Source organism: Curtobacterium sp. NPDC090223 (assembly GCF_044746585.1).
Taxonomy (GTDB): domain Bacteria; phylum Actinomycetota; class Actinomycetes; order Actinomycetales; family Microbacteriaceae; genus Curtobacterium.
Map to the genome: position 1 here is coordinate 199,958 of NZ_JBIVCN010000004.1, position 14,988 is coordinate 214,945.

The 14,988-nt window shown below is 72.4% G+C and carries 16 protein-coding genes; 5 read left to right on the forward strand and 11 right to left on the reverse strand.

Features of this window, described 5'->3' with window-relative positions; translation table 11 throughout:
• Positions 1-5: 5 nt before the first annotated feature.
• A complete protein-coding gene (locus ACIPJY_RS10965; RefSeq protein ID WP_400464706.1) occupies positions 6-851 on the reverse strand; it encodes a putative RNA methyltransferase in 846 nt (281 codons plus the stop codon).
• A 35-nt stretch (positions 852-886) separates the two neighbouring features.
• On the opposite strand from ACIPJY_RS10965, the gene ACIPJY_RS10970 reads away from it, so the two are divergent.
• The 3 genes from ACIPJY_RS10970 (at position 887) to ACIPJY_RS10980 (ending at position 3,313) form a co-directional block, all read left to right on the forward strand.
• Positions 887-1,642: an SDR family NAD(P)-dependent oxidoreductase gene (locus ACIPJY_RS10970; RefSeq protein ID WP_400464704.1), complete on the forward strand. Its 756-nt coding sequence runs from the start codon at positions 887-889 to the stop codon at positions 1,640-1,642.
• 37 nt (positions 1,643-1,679) lie between these two features.
• Entirely contained in the window at positions 1,680-2,282 is a 603-nt protein-coding gene (locus ACIPJY_RS10975; RefSeq protein ID WP_400464701.1) for a hypothetical protein, read from the forward strand.
• A 104-nt stretch (positions 2,283-2,386) separates the two neighbouring features.
• Entirely contained in the window at positions 2,387-3,313 is a 927-nt protein-coding gene (locus ACIPJY_RS10980) for an aldo/keto reductase family oxidoreductase (RefSeq protein WP_400464698.1), read from the forward strand.
• 196 nt (positions 3,314-3,509) lie between these two features.
• Here the strand turns inward: ACIPJY_RS10980 and ACIPJY_RS10985 are convergent, their stop codons facing one another.
• The 4 genes from ACIPJY_RS10985 to ACIPJY_RS11000 all read right to left on the reverse strand — a co-directional run bounded on the left by ACIPJY_RS10985 (position 3,510) and on the right by ACIPJY_RS11000 (position 6,622).
• Positions 3,510-4,073: a hypothetical protein gene (locus tag ACIPJY_RS10985; protein ID WP_400464696.1), complete on the reverse strand. Its 564-nt coding sequence runs from the start codon at positions 4,071-4,073 to the stop codon at positions 3,510-3,512.
• 46 nt (positions 4,074-4,119) lie between these two features.
• The gene (locus tag ACIPJY_RS10990) at positions 4,120-4,974 is read right to left on the reverse strand and encodes a LamG domain-containing protein (RefSeq protein WP_400464693.1); all 855 of its coding nucleotides are present in this window, start codon (positions 4,972-4,974) and stop codon (positions 4,120-4,122) included.
• Entirely contained in the window at positions 4,971-5,855 is an 885-nt protein-coding gene (locus ACIPJY_RS10995; protein WP_400464691.1) for a S26 family signal peptidase, read from the reverse strand. Before ACIPJY_RS10995 ends, ACIPJY_RS10990 begins: the two co-directional genes overlap by 4 nt.
• A gap of 113 nt (positions 5,856-5,968) precedes the next feature.
• Complete coding sequence (locus tag ACIPJY_RS11000; RefSeq protein WP_400464688.1) at positions 5,969-6,622, reverse strand: hypothetical protein; 654 nt, start codon at positions 6,620-6,622, stop codon at positions 5,969-5,971.
• A gap of 189 nt (positions 6,623-6,811) precedes the next feature.
• Between ACIPJY_RS11000 and ACIPJY_RS11005 the strand changes: the two genes are divergently transcribed.
• Entirely contained in the window at positions 6,812-7,282 is a 471-nt protein-coding gene (locus ACIPJY_RS11005; RefSeq protein ID WP_400464685.1) for a MarR family winged helix-turn-helix transcriptional regulator, read from the forward strand.
• A 3-nt stretch (positions 7,283-7,285) separates the two neighbouring features.
• On the opposite strand, the gene ACIPJY_RS11010 is transcribed toward ACIPJY_RS11005, so the two are convergent.
• The 4 genes from ACIPJY_RS11010 to ACIPJY_RS11025 all read right to left on the reverse strand — a co-directional run bounded on the left by ACIPJY_RS11010 (position 7,286) and on the right by ACIPJY_RS11025 (position 11,685).
• On the reverse strand, positions 7,286-7,492 hold the full coding sequence (locus tag ACIPJY_RS11010; protein WP_400464683.1) for a hypothetical protein: 207 nt from the start codon (positions 7,490-7,492) through the stop codon (positions 7,286-7,288).
• A gap of 33 nt (positions 7,493-7,525) precedes the next feature.
• The gene (locus tag ACIPJY_RS11015) at positions 7,526-7,759 is read right to left on the reverse strand and encodes a hypothetical protein (protein ID WP_400464681.1); all 234 of its coding nucleotides are present in this window, start codon (positions 7,757-7,759) and stop codon (positions 7,526-7,528) included.
• Positions 7,760-7,793: 34 nt separating this feature from the next.
• Positions 7,794-10,916, reverse strand: coding sequence for a GH92 family glycosyl hydrolase (locus ACIPJY_RS11020; protein ID WP_400464679.1), 3,123 nt, complete (start codon positions 10,914-10,916; stop codon positions 7,794-7,796).
• A 73-nt stretch (positions 10,917-10,989) separates the two neighbouring features.
• The gene (locus ACIPJY_RS11025) at positions 10,990-11,685 is read right to left on the reverse strand and encodes a TetR/AcrR family transcriptional regulator (protein ID WP_400464676.1); all 696 of its coding nucleotides are present in this window, start codon (positions 11,683-11,685) and stop codon (positions 10,990-10,992) included.
• 86 nt (positions 11,686-11,771) lie between these two features.
• Between ACIPJY_RS11025 and ACIPJY_RS11030 the strand changes: the two genes are divergently transcribed.
• Positions 11,772-12,641: an NmrA family NAD(P)-binding protein gene (locus tag ACIPJY_RS11030; protein ID WP_400464673.1), complete on the forward strand. Its 870-nt coding sequence runs from the start codon at positions 11,772-11,774 to the stop codon at positions 12,639-12,641.
• Here the strand turns inward: ACIPJY_RS11030 and ACIPJY_RS11035 are convergent.
• Positions 12,626-14,149, reverse strand: a complete 1,524-nt coding sequence (locus tag ACIPJY_RS11035; protein ID WP_400464671.1) for a protein kinase — start codon at positions 14,147-14,149, stop codon at positions 12,626-12,628. The two genes, ACIPJY_RS11030 and ACIPJY_RS11035, sit on opposite strands and share 16 nt — an antisense overlap.
• Before the next feature lie 49 nt (positions 14,150-14,198).
• Positions 14,199-14,978 carry a phosphatase PAP2 family protein gene (locus ACIPJY_RS11040; RefSeq protein ID WP_400464668.1) on the reverse strand — a complete coding sequence of 260 codons (780 nt, stop codon included), beginning with the start codon at positions 14,976-14,978 and terminating at the stop codon, positions 14,199-14,201.
• Positions 14,979-14,988 lie beyond the last annotated feature (10 nt).

The window sequence follows — 14,988 nt, forward strand, 5'->3', positions numbered from 1 at the left end:
CTGCGTCACCGTGTCGGCGTCCACGTCGACACGGTGACCGCGGCGGTCACCGTGGCCGGCGCGAAGACCGTGTCGGCAGCGACGTGGTGGTGGCTCGGCCCCATGTGCACGACGTCGTGGACGTCCTCGGCGGAGAGGTCCATCGTCCACGTCAGGTCCTCGGACGACGTCTGGGCGAACGACGGCGTCAATGCGTCGTGGAGCCGCCGCTCCTTCTCCGGGTCGACGCTGATCGTCGCCTCGGCGAGTTCGGCCAGGTGCCCGGTGCGCGGGGTGACGACGACCAGGACACCGTCCTCGTGCAGCACCCGCGCGTACTCCCGCTGGTTCCGCGGAGCGAAGACGTCGAGGACGACGGCGGCAGCGCCGTCGACGACCGGCAGGCGCTCCGTGACGTCCCCGACGACCGCACCGGCCCGCACGTGTACCCGAGCCGCCCGTCTGATCGCGACGGCCGACAGGTCCAACGCGACCCCGAGCCTCCCGGCAGCTCCTGACGAGACGGACGCGCCGGACGCACCGGACGCGTCGAGCGCGTGCGCGAGGTACGTGCCGGGGCCGGAACCGACGTCGAGCACGACGCCAGGCGCACCGGCTGACGCGACCACCGCGGCGAGCGCCCGCTCGACGGGCGCGTAGTGCCCGCGTCCCAGGAAGCGGATGCGCGCGTCGACCATCTCCGGGGTGTCCGCGGTGAGCGCGCGTCGCTTCGCCGGCAGGAGGGTCAGGTGGCCCTGCTTGGCCTGGTCGAACCGGTGGCCGTTCGCGCACCCGGCCTGGCCGGCGCCGGTGCGACCGAGCGGCTCGCGGCACACGGGGCAGGCGAGCACGGGCAGCAGGTCGTCACGCACGCGGTCCAGCGTACGGGCGTCGGTAGCCTGGCCGGATGTCGCTCCAGCAGCTCTTCGGCCTCGACGGACGCACCGCACTCGTCACGGGCGGGAGCTCCGGCATCGGCCGGGCGATCGCGACGGCACTCGCGGACGCAGGCGCCCACGTGCTCGTCGCCGCTCGGACGACGGCGACCATCGCCGCCGCCGTCGAGGAGATCCGCGACGCCGGCGGGTCGGCCGACGGTGTCGTCGCCGACCTGTCCACCCGCGCCGGAGCGCACGCGCTCGCCGACACGGTGGGCCGGGTCGACGTCCTGGTGAACTCCGCGGGGATCAACTTGCGCCCGCCGATGCCGGAGCTCGACGAGTCGACGTGGGACGCCACGATGGCGGTGAACCTCGACGCGCCGTTCGTCCTCGGGCAGCGACTCGCGCCCGGGATGGCGCGGCGCGGGTTCGGGCGGCTGATCGCGATCAGCTCCCAGCAGGCCCACCGTCCGTTCGCCGCCAGCGGCGCGTACGGGGTCTCCAAGGCCGGACTGGAGGCCCTGGTCCGGTCCCAGGCGGAAGCCTGGTCCGCGCAGGGGGTCACCGCCAACGCGCTGGTCCCGGGGTTCGTGCAGACCCCGTTGAACCGGCGGCTCAGCTCGGACCCCGCGACCGTGGAGCGGCTGGCGGCGCGGACCCTGGTCGGGCGGAACGGCCTCGCGTCCGACTTCGCCGCGGCGGCGGTGTTCCTGGCGGGTCCGGGCTCGGCCTACGTCACGGGGCAGTCGATCGCGGTGGACGGCGGCTTCTCCGTCCACTGACGTCGCCGGGCCCGGCGGCGTGCCCTAGGTTCGCTGCATGGCCCTGATCCACCGCGCTGCACTCCGTCCGTCCAAGGCCGAGGCGCTCGCCGCCTGGTTGCCGTCGCAGCCGTGGAGCGGTGTCGCCCCCGACGCGACGGTGGAGGTGGTCGGGCGGTTCCGCTTCGAGGACCCCGCCGGCGAGGTCGGCGTCGAGACGATGCTCGTCCGCGTCGGCGACGGTCCGGTGCTGCACGCGCCACTGACCTACCGCGATGCACCGCTCGACGGCGCTGCGGCGTTCCTCGTCACCGAGATGGACCACTCCGTGCTCGGTCGCCGCTGGGTCTACGACGCCGCCGGGGACCCGGTGTACGCCGACGTCCTCCGGCACACGATCGCGACCGGCGGGCACGAGGCCGAGCTCGTGGGCGCGCCGGGAGTCGGGCTGCCGCCGTCGCACGGGTCGGCGCGCGGCAGCGGGTCCGTGGCGTCGTCGCCGGCCGTCACGACCGTGGACCCGTCGACGGACGGCGCGTTGACGACCATCGGGGACCTCACCATCCTGCGCGTCGTCGGGACGCCACTGCCCGCGGGCGAGACCCTCACCGCGACGTGGGCCGGTACCGAGGCCGCCGTGCTGGCCGTCCTCCGCGCCTGAGGACGTTCCGCGCCTGAGGACCCGTCCGCATCTGACGGCTCGTCCGCCCGACGGGTACCGGCAGGGCCTCGTTCGGTCGGGTCCGGCCTGGCAGGATCGAGGGCGTGAAGACACTGGAGTTGCCACAGACGGACCTCACCGCCTCCGACGTCATCGTCGGCCTGATGCGGATCAACGACATGAGCGACGAGGACATCCGTTCGCTCTACACGGCCTCGCGCGACGCGGGCGTGACCATGTTCGACCACGCCGCGATCTACGGCGGCTGGCACGGATGCGAGGAGCGCTTCGGCGCCGCGGTCACGCTGTCCCCATCGGAGCGCGCCGACATCCAGCTGCAGACGAAGGTCGGCATCCGTCAGGGCTACTTCGACTTCTCGTACGACCACATCATGTCGTCGGTCGAGGAGTCGCTCACGGCCCTCCGCACGGACTACATCGACGTCCTGCTGCTGCACCGCCCGGACGCGCTCGTCGAGCCGGAGGAAGTGGCGAAGGCGTTCGACGAACTGCACGCCGCGGGCAAGGTGCACCACTTCGGGGTGTCGAACCACACCCCCGGGCAGGTCGAGCTGCTGAAGAAGTCGGTCACGCGGCCCCTCGCGTTCAACCAGGTGCAGCTGAGCATCACGCACGCGAACGTCATCACGCAGGGCCTCGCCGCGAACATGGGCGGGCTCGACCAGTCGATCGACCGCGACAACGACATCCTCAACTACTCGCGCCTGCACGACATCACCCCGCAGGCCTGGTCGCCGTTCCAGAAGGGCTTCTTCGACGGCGTCTTCCTCGGTGACCGTGAGCACTACGCGGAGCTGAACGACGTGCTCGAGGAGCTGGCGTCGGCGCACGGGGTCACCCCGACGGGCATCGCCGTGGCGTGGATCACCCGGCACCCCGCGCACTTCCAGGTCGTCCTCGGTACGACGAACCCCCAGCGCGTAGGGGACTCGGCAGCCGGCTCGGACGTCGTGCTCTCGCGCGAGGAGTGGTACCGCGTGCTGACGGCAGCGGGGCACACCGTTCCCTGACACGCGTCGAGCCGGGCAGGGTCGCTTCGGCGTCCCTGCCCAGGGCGCTCGCACCGTCGAGCTCGGGTTGCCGGTGGAGAACTGTTGCCTTCCGAGCGGTGAAATGTCAGACTGGCCGGAGTCGCCCCATCGCGGTGGGAGCGGAAGTGATCCCTGGGAGATCCTGCGGTATAGCGGGGCCCGGGGATTCGCGCTGTCATCGGCACTCCTCGTGGACGACGAGCTTCGCCCCGACAGCAACCCGGTACTGCCCACTGTCCTGTCGGTCGGCCGCGATGACGCCGCACATCGCGTCGGCTGCCCAGAGCAATGGCTCGGCCGCCCCCGGCATGTGGTCCACTCGGACGTCCACGAGCAGTCGGCGCGACCGCAGCGCGTCGACGTGTTGACGGTCGAACCGATCCGCGGGTCCGCGGGACTCGAGGACGACCCGGTCGACACCGACCGCCGTCAGCTCGAGTAGCAGGCGCTCGAATGTGATGCGGCGTCGGCGCTCGCTCCGCGCGAGCACGTCGAGGACAGCGACCACTCCGATGAACGTGACCGGCGCGGCCGTGACCTCAGCCACGATGCGCTCTCGATGCCGCGCATCGCTCTCGGTCCAGTGCAGCTTCTTCGCCGACCTCGGCTTCAGCGCCACGAGAGCACTCCGAACATCATCCGCTGCAGCCTCCGCGACGAGCACGGCGGCGAGGATGTACGCGCCGGGGTCACGCGCGTCCCCCGGTTCGGATTCGTCGACGTAGGCCGTCGGTGTCATCCTGGAACACTACCGGTCACCGAACGGTTGCAGGGTCGACCACACGTCAGCGACTGGCGACGTAGTGGTTCGTGACCTGGGTCTGCGAGAGCACCGTGCTGTAGACCGCGGCGTAGCGCATCGAGCCGGTGAAGAAGTAGTTGCTCGCCGAGCCCGGCCAGCCGGTCGTCGTGTCGTACCCGACCCGCCAGTACCCGGTGGCGTTCTCCGGCAGCGTGTAGGCGGTGTTCGACGCGACGAGCACACCGTCGGCGTAGAGCCGCATCCCGGTGGCCGCGGACATCGTGGACACCACGTGGTGCCACGCCCCGTCGTTGTAGGACTGCGGTGAGGTCACGACCTGCACCCCGTTGTTGTAGGCGCCGAACACCAGTTGGCCGCTGGTGTTGAGGTAGATCTGCCGGTCGTGCTGGCCGGACACCGCGACCTGGTTGCTGCCGAAGCCGATCAGCAGGCCACCGGCGACGGTCGTCTTGAACCAGACCTCCTCGCTGAAGGTCGTCGGGTTCTTCACCGCGGTGGGGGTGGAGACGAACGACGTGCTGCCGTTGAGGACGTAGGAGCTCCCGGCGTCACGGGGGCAGGCGTTCGGGTTCGGGGTCGCGGCGGTCATCGTGCCCTGGTAGGTGCCGTTCGCGCCCTTGCCCGACCAGTCGACGGCCGTCTTCGCGCCGGTCGCCTCGCCGAGTTTGTAGGCGAAGACCGCGCCCGTCAGGTCGTCGTCGATCGCGCCGGAGCAGGTGAAGTCCTTCGCGGTCCCCGCGGTGTTGCTGCTGTCGGTGACCTTCGCACTGAAGGCGGACCGGGTCGGCGCGAACTGGGCGAGGAGCACCACCGCGACGAGGGCCAGCACGAGCACGAGTGCGACGACCCTGCCGTCGCGGAGCCGGACGCCGCTCACGAGGGGCGCACCGTGTGGACGCGGCCGACCACGAGGCACAGCACGAGCGGGACCAGGCACGCAGCGATGAGGAGCGCCCAGCCGAGCGGGTCGAGGTCGATGTTCGACGTGATCTGGTACTGCCCGTTGCTGCTGAGCTCGTGGACGACCACGCGCCCCACTTCCCCGTCGACGAGGTGGACGGTGCTGCCGCCGTGGGCGTCGACCCGCACCGGGAACATCCCCGAGGAGATGAGCGTCGCCTCGACGGAGTGCGGGTGCGCGGTGTTCGTGATGGTCGTCACGTTGACGAACGGCTTGAGCACGAACGCCGCGTACGAGACCGTGAGCGCCGATCCGGCGATGCGGAGCGAGCTCCGGGTGACCCGGTCGCTGAACGGACTCGTCAGTACCCAGATCAGGAGGGTGCCGATGAGCAGCAACGGGGCCGCCCGGAAGAGCCAGCCGAGGTTCGGGACGAGGAGCGCCGGTGCCCCGACGAGGTTCTCCTGCGTCAGCGTCCACGGGTCGGTCGCGCCGTTCACGTCGCCGCGGGTGTGGATGCCGCCGTCGCCGTCGATGCCGATGACCCGGTGCGTGTAGGTGGTGTCGGGTGCCTCGCTCACGCGGAACGAGACGATGTCACCCACCCGGAGCGACGATGCCTGCACGGGCAGGTCGAGCACGAGCGTGCCGACGGGGGCCGCCTCGCCCATGGAAGGGGTCTCGACGACGAACATCCGGCCGCCGCTCGAGAGGAACACGGCGGCCACGGTGAGGAGCACCGCGGCGACCGCGGCGACCGACCAGGCCAGGACGACCTCGAACCGGCTGGCGGTCGGGGCTCCGAGCAGCGGACGGGACAGGGTGCCGGTCAGCGGGACGGCCGTGGTCTGGCTCATGGTCGTCCTCCCTGTCGGTGCGTTCGTGGAGCGGTGCTGCGTGCGGTCGTACGGGTGGGTGACACCTCGGCCGTGTCGGGCTCGGTCGAGGTGTCACCCGGGGGTGGAGCCGATCAGGCCGTGAAGGTCCAGGTCATCGGGACGGATGCGGCGAGACCCTGGTAGGTGTTGCCGGCCGAGGAGTCGAGCGTCACCGCGAAGTTGAACGGGACGGTCCCACCGGCAGCCGGGGCCGCGGGCATCGTGAAGGCGGAGGCTGCGGCGCCCTTGAAGCTGGCGAGGGTGCCGGAGAACACCGTGGTCGACCCGGAGGTGATGACCAGGTTCATCTTCGCGCAGAGGTCGGTCGCGGTGCCGTTCGCCGAGCCGTTCGCGCTCTGCGTGCAGGTCGTCCCCGGGGTGAGCGTGAAGGTGCTCGCCGCGGCGGTGCCGGTGTTCTTGATGGTGATCGCCGTGTTCACGGTGTTGCCCGGCGTCATGGTCGTGCTGCCGCCGAACTTGTTGATCGTGGAGCAGGTCGCGGAGTTCGTCGACACCGAGCCGCCGTCGGTGCTGAGGCAGGTCACCGAGGCGCCGGCGTTCTGCTCCTGCATGACGAGCGTGCCGCTGCCGGCGGTGTTGCTGCTGTTGGTGATGCTCGCCGCGAACCCGGACAGGGTGCCGGTGAGCGAGAGGGAGAGCAGGACGGCGGCGAAGATGCCCGCGATGAGCGCAACAGGCGCAAAGCGGAGGCGCTTCACCGGGGAGATGCGGTGCGGGTTCGACACGGGATACCTCGATGATCAGGAGTGGATGGTCCGCCACCGGGAGTGGCGTTGTTGCTTGATCATCAAGATAGCCAGTCATTCACATAAGTGGCAACGCGTCAGCCGCCCCAGTGCGGGGGACAGCGCGGAAGCGGCCCCGGAGTCCGTGTCATCCTTGCGTCGGAACACGACAGGGAGAGGGCCGGACCGGTGGCAGGAACAGCAGACGGTGACGCAGCGGAGCTGCTCGGAGCGCTCGACGCCGTCATCCGGGCGGAGCGTGGCCTCGCCGGGCAGCTCAGCGATCGCGCCGGGATCCACGAGACCGGCCTCCGCGCGCTCGCGCAGATCAGCGACACCGGGTACGCGACCGCGACGGAGCTCTCCGGCTACCTCGGCCTGACGTCGGGCGCGGTGACGAACCTCGTCGACCGGCTCGCGGCCGCCGGCCTGGTCGAGCGTCGCCCGAACCCCTCCGACCGGCGCGGCTCGCTGATCACCCTCAGTGCGATCGGCGAGCGCGTCATCGCGGACGCCCGGGCGCGGTACGCCACGGTCCTGCGTTCGGTCCAGGCCGCGACGGGGGTGGACCTGACGAGCGTGCTCAACGACGTCGCGACGGGGCTGCTCCAGCAGGGTGCCGCCGTGGAGTCCGAGGACGACGACGCCGAGTCCGCCTGAGGGCTACTCCGGGCTGCTCGGGGAGGGGCTGGCGATCGGCGCGAGGAACAGCGACGGCGCCGCCGGATCGGCAGCGGCCCCGCTGACCACCTCGACCGCGATGTCCAGGCCGAGCGCCGGGTCCTGATCGAGTTCGAGGCCGTCCTCGGCCACCTGGTCCTCGGGGATCGCGCGGCCCTGGGACGGATCGAACGCGCTGCTCATCGACATGGGACGAGCATGCCCGTCCTCGATGAGCAGCGCCTATGAATCGAGCTCGGTGTCCGCCGAGAGCTCCTGCGCGGACAGACGGTCACCCGCCTGCGGTCGGCGGAAGACCGGTCCGCCGCCGGCCTCGTCCTGCTCCCGCAGTGGGGCCGCGGACGAGTCGGGCTCGGCGGACCGCGCTTCCTCCACCTCGAGTTCGTCCTCGTCCCGACCGTCCACGGGGACGGCGCTGCCCTGCTGTTCCGGATCGAACGGTGTGCTCATCGACATGGGGTGAGGATGCTCCGGCGAGGTGAACAGCGCGTCAACGCCGTCCGTCGGACGCGATGAGTTCGAGCTGCGTGAGGGACAGGTCCGACACGGCGGTGAACGCGAACGTGTCGCCGCCCCCGGAGATCCGGAACACCCGGGTCTGCCCCGCCCACTCGAACGCCGCGTCGGTGACGTCGACCGAGGACGACCCGAGCGCGACCTGCCACGAGTACGTCCCGGGCACTGCCGCCGTCACCGTGTAGAGCGACGCGGAGTCGATCGTCACCGGGAACGTCACCGAGGACCCGGCGGCCAGCGACGTCACGGTCCTGCCGGTGTCGTCCGTCAGCGCCGACGCCCCCACCGGGAGCACGTCCGCCGGGGTGTCCCGGTACCCGTGCACCGCGGACGCCGAGACCGGCCGCGTGTCCGACGCCCAGCCGGTGGGGGTCTCGGAGAGCTCGATGACGATCGTCGACGCGCCGACGACGACCGCGTGCGGGATGCTGATGGAGCTCCAGGGCGCGCCGTCGACGGTGACCGAGGCGATGAACCGACCAGCGCGAGTGGTCTCGATGGCCGTCACCGAGCCTCCCGGCTGGCGCAGCACCGCGCGCCGGACCGACGGCGGCACGATCACGTAGGACCCGCTCGCCGGGGCCAGCGGGTACAGGCCGATCGAGGCGAAGACGTACCAGGCGCTCATCTCGCCGTTGTCCTCGTCGCCCGGGTACCCCTGCCCGAGGTCGGACCCGACGAACAGCCGGTCCAGCGCGGAGCGCACGATGCGGTGCGCGTCGTCGTGGCGGCCCGTGAACATCGGGAAGAACGGGATGTGGTGCGCCGGCTGGTTCGACAGCCCGAGCATGCCGATGCGGACGTCGCGGGCGTCGGTCATCTCGTGGATCGGGGAGCCGTAGTGGCCGGCGCGGTCGGTGGAGCCGGTCTCCGGCGTCGCGAAGAACGTGTCGATCGCGGCGTCGAAGCCGGACGGGCCGCCGTGCAGGTCGACGATCCCGGCACCGTCGTGCGGCGCGGTGAACATCGTGCCCCACGCGTTGGTCTCGGTGTAGTCGCCGCCCCACTGGTCGGGGTCGTACCCCTCACCCTCGCGCCACTGCCCGTCCGGGGTCCGGCCGATGAAGAACCCACGGCGACGGTCGAACACGTTCCGGTACTGCAGGGACCGGCGGGCGAACCACTCGGCCTCTGCCCGGTACCGCTCGCGTCCGACGGGGTCGGTGGTGCGGTCCGCCAGTGCGGTGGCCATCACCGAGACGCTCCAGTCGTTGATCGCGGCGTCCAGGGTCCAGGACATCCCCTCCGACGTGTCGGTGTCGACGTGGCCGCGGAAGGCGCCCGGGAGGCTGCCCTTGCGTCCGACACGCTCGTCACGCGGCGGGACGGTCGCGTTCTTCACCGCGCTGCGGTACGCCTGCTCCAGGTCGAACCCGTCGACGCCCTTCGTGAGGAGGTCACCGAACACGGTGTCGCTCGTGGTGCCCGTCATGCAGTCCTCGGCGCCGGGGGCGCTCCAGCGCGGGGTCCACCCGCCGTCGTGGAAGTGCTGGACGAAGCCCTGCGCGAGGTCGGCAGCGGTGTCCGGGGTGAGCAGCCCGAGGAGCGGCCAGGCGGTGCGGTAGGTGTCCCAGAACCCGTTCGTGGTGGTCATCGCACCGTCGACGACCTCCGGCCCCGGCTCGTCGCGGATCGGCTCCGCCAGGACGTCGCCGTACGGGGATCGGTAGTGCGGCGCCCCCGTGAGCGCGGTCTCGCCGGCGCGGTTCGGGTAGAGGAACAGCCGGTAGAGGCCGGAGTAGACCGACGTCAGCTGGTCCTCGGTGGCGCCCTCGACCTCGAGCGTCGCGAGCTTCTCGGTCCACTCCCGTTCGGCACGGTCGCGCATCGCGTCGAAGGATCCGGCGGCGTCGAGGTTGGCGCGGGCGTCCGCGAACGACACCGTCGAGATGCCGAGCAGGACGTCGGTGTCGCCCTGGACCGCGAGCCACCCGCGCAGCTGCTGGTCGCTGGACGACGTGTGGTCGGCGGTCACGCCCGGGATCCGCAGGTGCACGAAGTGCGGCGGGGTCCCCGGTCGGTCGTCGAGGTGTGCCTCCACCACGGCGGTCCCGTCGGCGCCGATCGCGACCGTGCTCGCGAGCACGCGGCCGTGGTGGTCGAGCACGATGCTGCGGACGCCGGTGAAGCGGAACCCCAGGGCGAACTCCCCCGCGGTCATCTCGGCACTGACGCCGTGCTCGAGGGTCACGCGGTAGCGGTGCGGGCCGTCGAGCTCGTCGTCGTGGTCGAACGCCAGGGCCCTGGCGACGCGGTCGACGTCCGGTGACGCGAGCGGGGACGGCATCACCTGGAAGACCCCGCGGTCCCCCATCCACGGCGACGGGATGTGGCTGGTGGCGAAGGCCTGGATCGCGGGGCGGTTGTCGCTCGCGCGGTTGTGCTCCTGGTACGCGTACGGCCACCGGTTGCTCGCCGCGTCGGTCATCGGCAGTCCGAAGACACCGCCGTGCGGGAGCCCGACGAGCGGGGCGTTGTTGCCGCGGGAGAACCGGGACGAGGCCTGGGTACCACGGGTGGTGCGCACGTGGTCGAGAGGGCGGGACGCGGCGGGACGGCGGGGCGGCTCGATCCGGACGTCGTCGAGCCAGCCGCGGAGGGCCGGGGTCGTGGCCGCGTCGTCGGCCGGAGCCGGCGTGGCGGAGCCGAGCCGGGCCTCCAGGCGGTCGACGACCCGACCCGCGAACGACGCGAGGTCGACGTCGCGCCGGTTCCACTGGTCCACCCACTGCTTGCGGGCGGCGTCCTGCGCGTCCGGGGTCAGTGCGTCGCCGTACTGGTCCGTGGCGGCGTCGCTCAGGCGGGAGCCGTCGGTGAAGACGACGTCGAGCGTGAGGGCCGTGGCGTCCCAGAAGTGGTCGAGGTCCGCGACCTCGGGCTCGGTCCGGCCGGCCGGCAGGGTGCGCTCCGGGAACCAGACCCAGGACAGGCGGTCCCCGGACCCGATCGTGCGTCCGGCGAAGCCGGGGACGATCGCGGCGACGGTGCCGGTGCCCTCCGGCTGTTCGAGGAGGTACCCCTCGAGGGAGGTGAAGCCGACATGGTTCCTGGCGGCGACGGCCGTCGTCGGGCCACCGCTCCGTTGCAGTTCTCGCACGGCCTCCACCCTATTTGCTCCACCGGATGGACGAAACCCCACGTGCCACGGTGCCGCGTGGACCCACCGTGCGTCAGGACCCCGGCGCCCCCTCGGCGATCCGGCCGAGCCACTCCCGCAGCAGCGCCCGCTCCGCCGGACCGAGCACCGCCAGCGCCGCGTCGTCCGCGGCGAGACGGATCGCCGCGGCCCGCGGGCCGTCCTCGGAACCGGTGTCGGGCGCGGCGGGCTCGGTCAGGATCGCACTCGCGAGCGACTCCCACGCAGCATCGGCGAGCACCGGGTCCCGGTGCTCAGTCGGCGTCCCGATCAGGTCGAGCACGACACCGACCCCGATCGCGTGCACGAGGGACACGGCTCGCGGCTCCGGAACCCGCAGCCGTCCGGCGAGCGCCACGCGGTGGATCCGCTCACGGAGCACCGCGATGCCCCGGTCCTCGGTGCTCGAGTGCGCGCGCAACGGGTCCGAGAACAGCGCGGTCAGCCCGGGGTTCGCGAGCCCGAACGCGATGTGCGCGTGGAAGGAGTCCCGGAGGTGCTCGACGGGATCGACGTCGTCGGGCACGGTCTTGCCGGCGACGTAGCTCGCGAAGACCTGGTCCGCGACGGCCTCGAGCAGGCCGTCCTTGTCGCCGAACTGCCGGTAGATCGTCGGTGCCTGGACGCCGGCGGCCGCGGCGACGGCCCGGGTCGTTACCCCAGCGGGGCCCTGCTCGGCGAGCAGCTCGGCGGCCGCGTCGACGATGCGGGCGCGCGCGGAATCGATCATGGACCAACGATAACGAACTCTTGTTAGCGGCGTGTTTTCAGTGGTACGGTCATCGCGTTTCCACCGCTAACGAAAGGTCGATCACCATGCTCGTCGTCACCGGCGCCACCGGCGCTCTCGGATCCGCCACCGTCGAAGCGCTGCTCCAGCGCGTCCCCGCCGACCAGATCGGCGTCAGCGTGCGGGACACCGCGAAGGTGGCCGACCTCGCGGCCCGCGGTGTGCGCGTCCGCCGAGGTGACTTCGGCGACGCCGGATCGCTCGCGCACGCGTTCGAGGACGCGGACCGCGTGCTCGTCGTCTCCGGCACCACACTCGGGCCGGACGGGGTCGCGATGCACGCGGCCGCCGCCCGTGCCGCTGCGGACGCCGGTGCCGAGCGGGTCTTCTACACGGCGCACCAGAACACCCGGGCGGACTCCCCCGTGGCCTTCTCGGTGGACCACGCTGCCACCGAGGTCGCACTCGCCGGCCTGGGCACCCCGTGGACGTCGCTCCGGAACGGCTTCTACGCGCACACCGTCGGGTGGCTGATCGCCGGCGCCGCCGAGTCCGGGGAACTCCTGCTGCCCGAGGACGGCCCGATCTCCTGGACCGCGCGGGAGGACCTGGCACTCGCGGACGCGGTCCTGCTGGCGGACGGCCCGGTGTTCGACGGGCCGACCCCGGCGCTCACCGCGTCGGCCGCCGTGACGTTCGACGACGTCGCGCGGATCGTGTCCGACGTCACCGGGACGACCGTCCGCCGGACGGTCCTCGCCGACGACGAGTGGCTCGCACGCCAGCTCGACCACGGCGTGCCCGCCGCGGCGGCGCAGATGATGCTCGGCATGTTCCAGGGGTCCCGTGCCGGCGAGTTCGACGAGGTCGACCCGCTGCTCGCCGAGCTCCTGGGACGGGAGCCGCTCCCCGTGCGCGCCGCGATCGAGACGGCGCTGGCTCAGCCCTCGTCGTGACCCGGCGCGTTCTCCGAGTTGCCCGGGCCCGTGTCGGCCGAGGTCGCGCCGGCCGCGCCGCTGTCGAGCGGCGTCTGGACCGGCAGGGTCGGCTGGACGGAGGGCTCCGGGCCGTTGGACGGCTCCGCGGGCTGTGACGGCGCGGGTTCGACGGTCTGCGAGGGCTGCGGCGCGACCGTCTGCGACGGCTGGGTGGGCTCGGAGGGCTCGTCCGCGGGCTGGGACGGTTCGTCGCTCGGCTGGTCGTCGACGGGCGCGGACGGCGAGGTCGAGCTCGACTCGGTCGGGGCCGGCGTCCCACCGCCGTTGCCGAGCGCGAGCACCGCGACGACGATCCCGGCGAGCACGAGCACACCGATGACGACGAGCGTGATCACCAGGCCACGCCGGCGCTTCTTCTCCGGCTGCTCGTCCGGCTGCGCCGGCGCAGGTGCGACGGGAGCGCCACCACCCGTGCTGCCGCCGCCTCGCTGCGCACCCAGCACCGTGGTCGCGACGTCGTCCGATCCGGAGGCCCGGCTCGCGGGCATCACGCGCGTCGCGTCGTCGTCGGGTCGGCTCACGGGCATCGCGCGCGTCGTGTCGTCGGCCTGCGCCGGTCCCGCGGCGCCGAGCACGGCGGTGGCGGCGACCGCCCCGCCGGCCGCAGCCGCCGCGGTGAGCGTGCCAGGGCCTCCCGGCAGGAGCTGCGTGGCGGGCGCACCGTCGTCGTACGACAGGGCGCGGAGCCGCTCGGCGGCCTCGGCCGCCGACGGTCGCTCGGCCGGATCGGTCGCCGTCATGACGTGCAGGAGCACGCGCCAGGCCGTCGGCAGGGACGGGTCGATCTCCGGCGACCGGGTGAGCCGCGCGGTGGCGGACTCGACGGCGCTGCCGGGGAACGGCATGCGGCCGGTCAGGCACTCGAGCAGCACCAGGCCGAGCGAGTACACGTCGGACTTCCCGCTGATCCCCTGCGCGGTGACCTGTTCGGGCGCGAGGTACGCCGCCGTGCCCATCACGGTGCCCGTCCCGGTGACCCGGGCGGCGTCCCGGAGCAGGGCGATGCCGAAGTCGGCGAGCTTGACGTGCGAACCGTCCGCCTCGAGCAGCACGTTCGCGGGCTTCACGTCGCGGTGCACGATGCCCTGCGCGTGCACGGCGGCGAGGCCGTCCGCGACCTGGGCGCCGACGCGCGCGGTGGTCGAACGGTCGAGCGGGCCCTCGCGGAGCCGCGTGGCGAGGTCGCTGCCGGGGACGAGCTCCATCACGAGGTACGAATCGCCGTCGGCGTCGTCGAGTGCGGCGTCGTAGAGCGTCACGAGCGCCGGACTGCGCAGGCCCGCGAGGACCTGGATCTCCGCCTCGGCGCGGGCCCGCTCCCCGTGGTCGACCGCGCCCATGCGGAACACCTTGACCGCGACCTCGCGTCCGAGTTGCTCGTCGACCGCGCGGTACACGGACGCCATGCCCCCGTGACCGAGCGTGCCCGTGACGCGGTACCTGCCGCCGAAGACCCGTTCTTCCATGCCGGGCAACCTACCGGCTCAGCCTGACGGCCCCGCACGCCGCCGCGGGTCAGCGGGGCCGGATCGCGGTGAGGTAGAGCCGGTGCGCGGTGATCACGAGGGCCAGCCAGGCGAGCCCGAGCGCCCACGCCGCGAGGACGTCGGTCAGCCAGTGGTGCCCGAGGTACACGCGCGACAACCCGATCGAGACGACGAACACGCTCCCGACGACGACCGTCACCACGCGCGCCACCCGGCTCGACTGCCGGAGGAGCAGCAGGTACACGATCGTGCCGACGATCACGGTCGCGTTCAGCGTGTGGCCGGACGGGAACGACGGCGAGTGCTCGTACGGCGGCACGGCGTCCGCGAGCGGTGGTCGGGCGCGCCCGATGAGGTCCTTGCCCGTGACGGTCATCAGGAGCGACCCGGCACTCGCCGCGACGAGGAGCACCACGGGTGTCCGTGCCCGGCGGTGGATCGTGAACCCGACCAGGAACGCCACGGCGAGGACCGGCATCCCGATGGTGCCGGCGACGTTCGTCCACCACGTGACGACCGTGTCGAGCCCGGGCGTCCGCAGCGACAGGGCGACGTCGAGCGCCGGCCGGTCGAGGACCGCGACGTCGTCGGCCTCGCGGACGGCGTCGTAGACCTCGGACGCGATCCACGTGCACACGGCGGCGACCGCGATTCCGATCACCAGCGTGACGAGGAGCAGCGGCAGCGCACCGAACCGGTCACCGAGCCGCACCCACGCGGACGCCGAGGCCCGGCCGGCGCGGGTCCGCCACGTGGTGAGGTCGACGTCGCCGACGGTGCGGTGTTCGCGGCGTGCCTCGTCGTCCATCCGTCCAGCC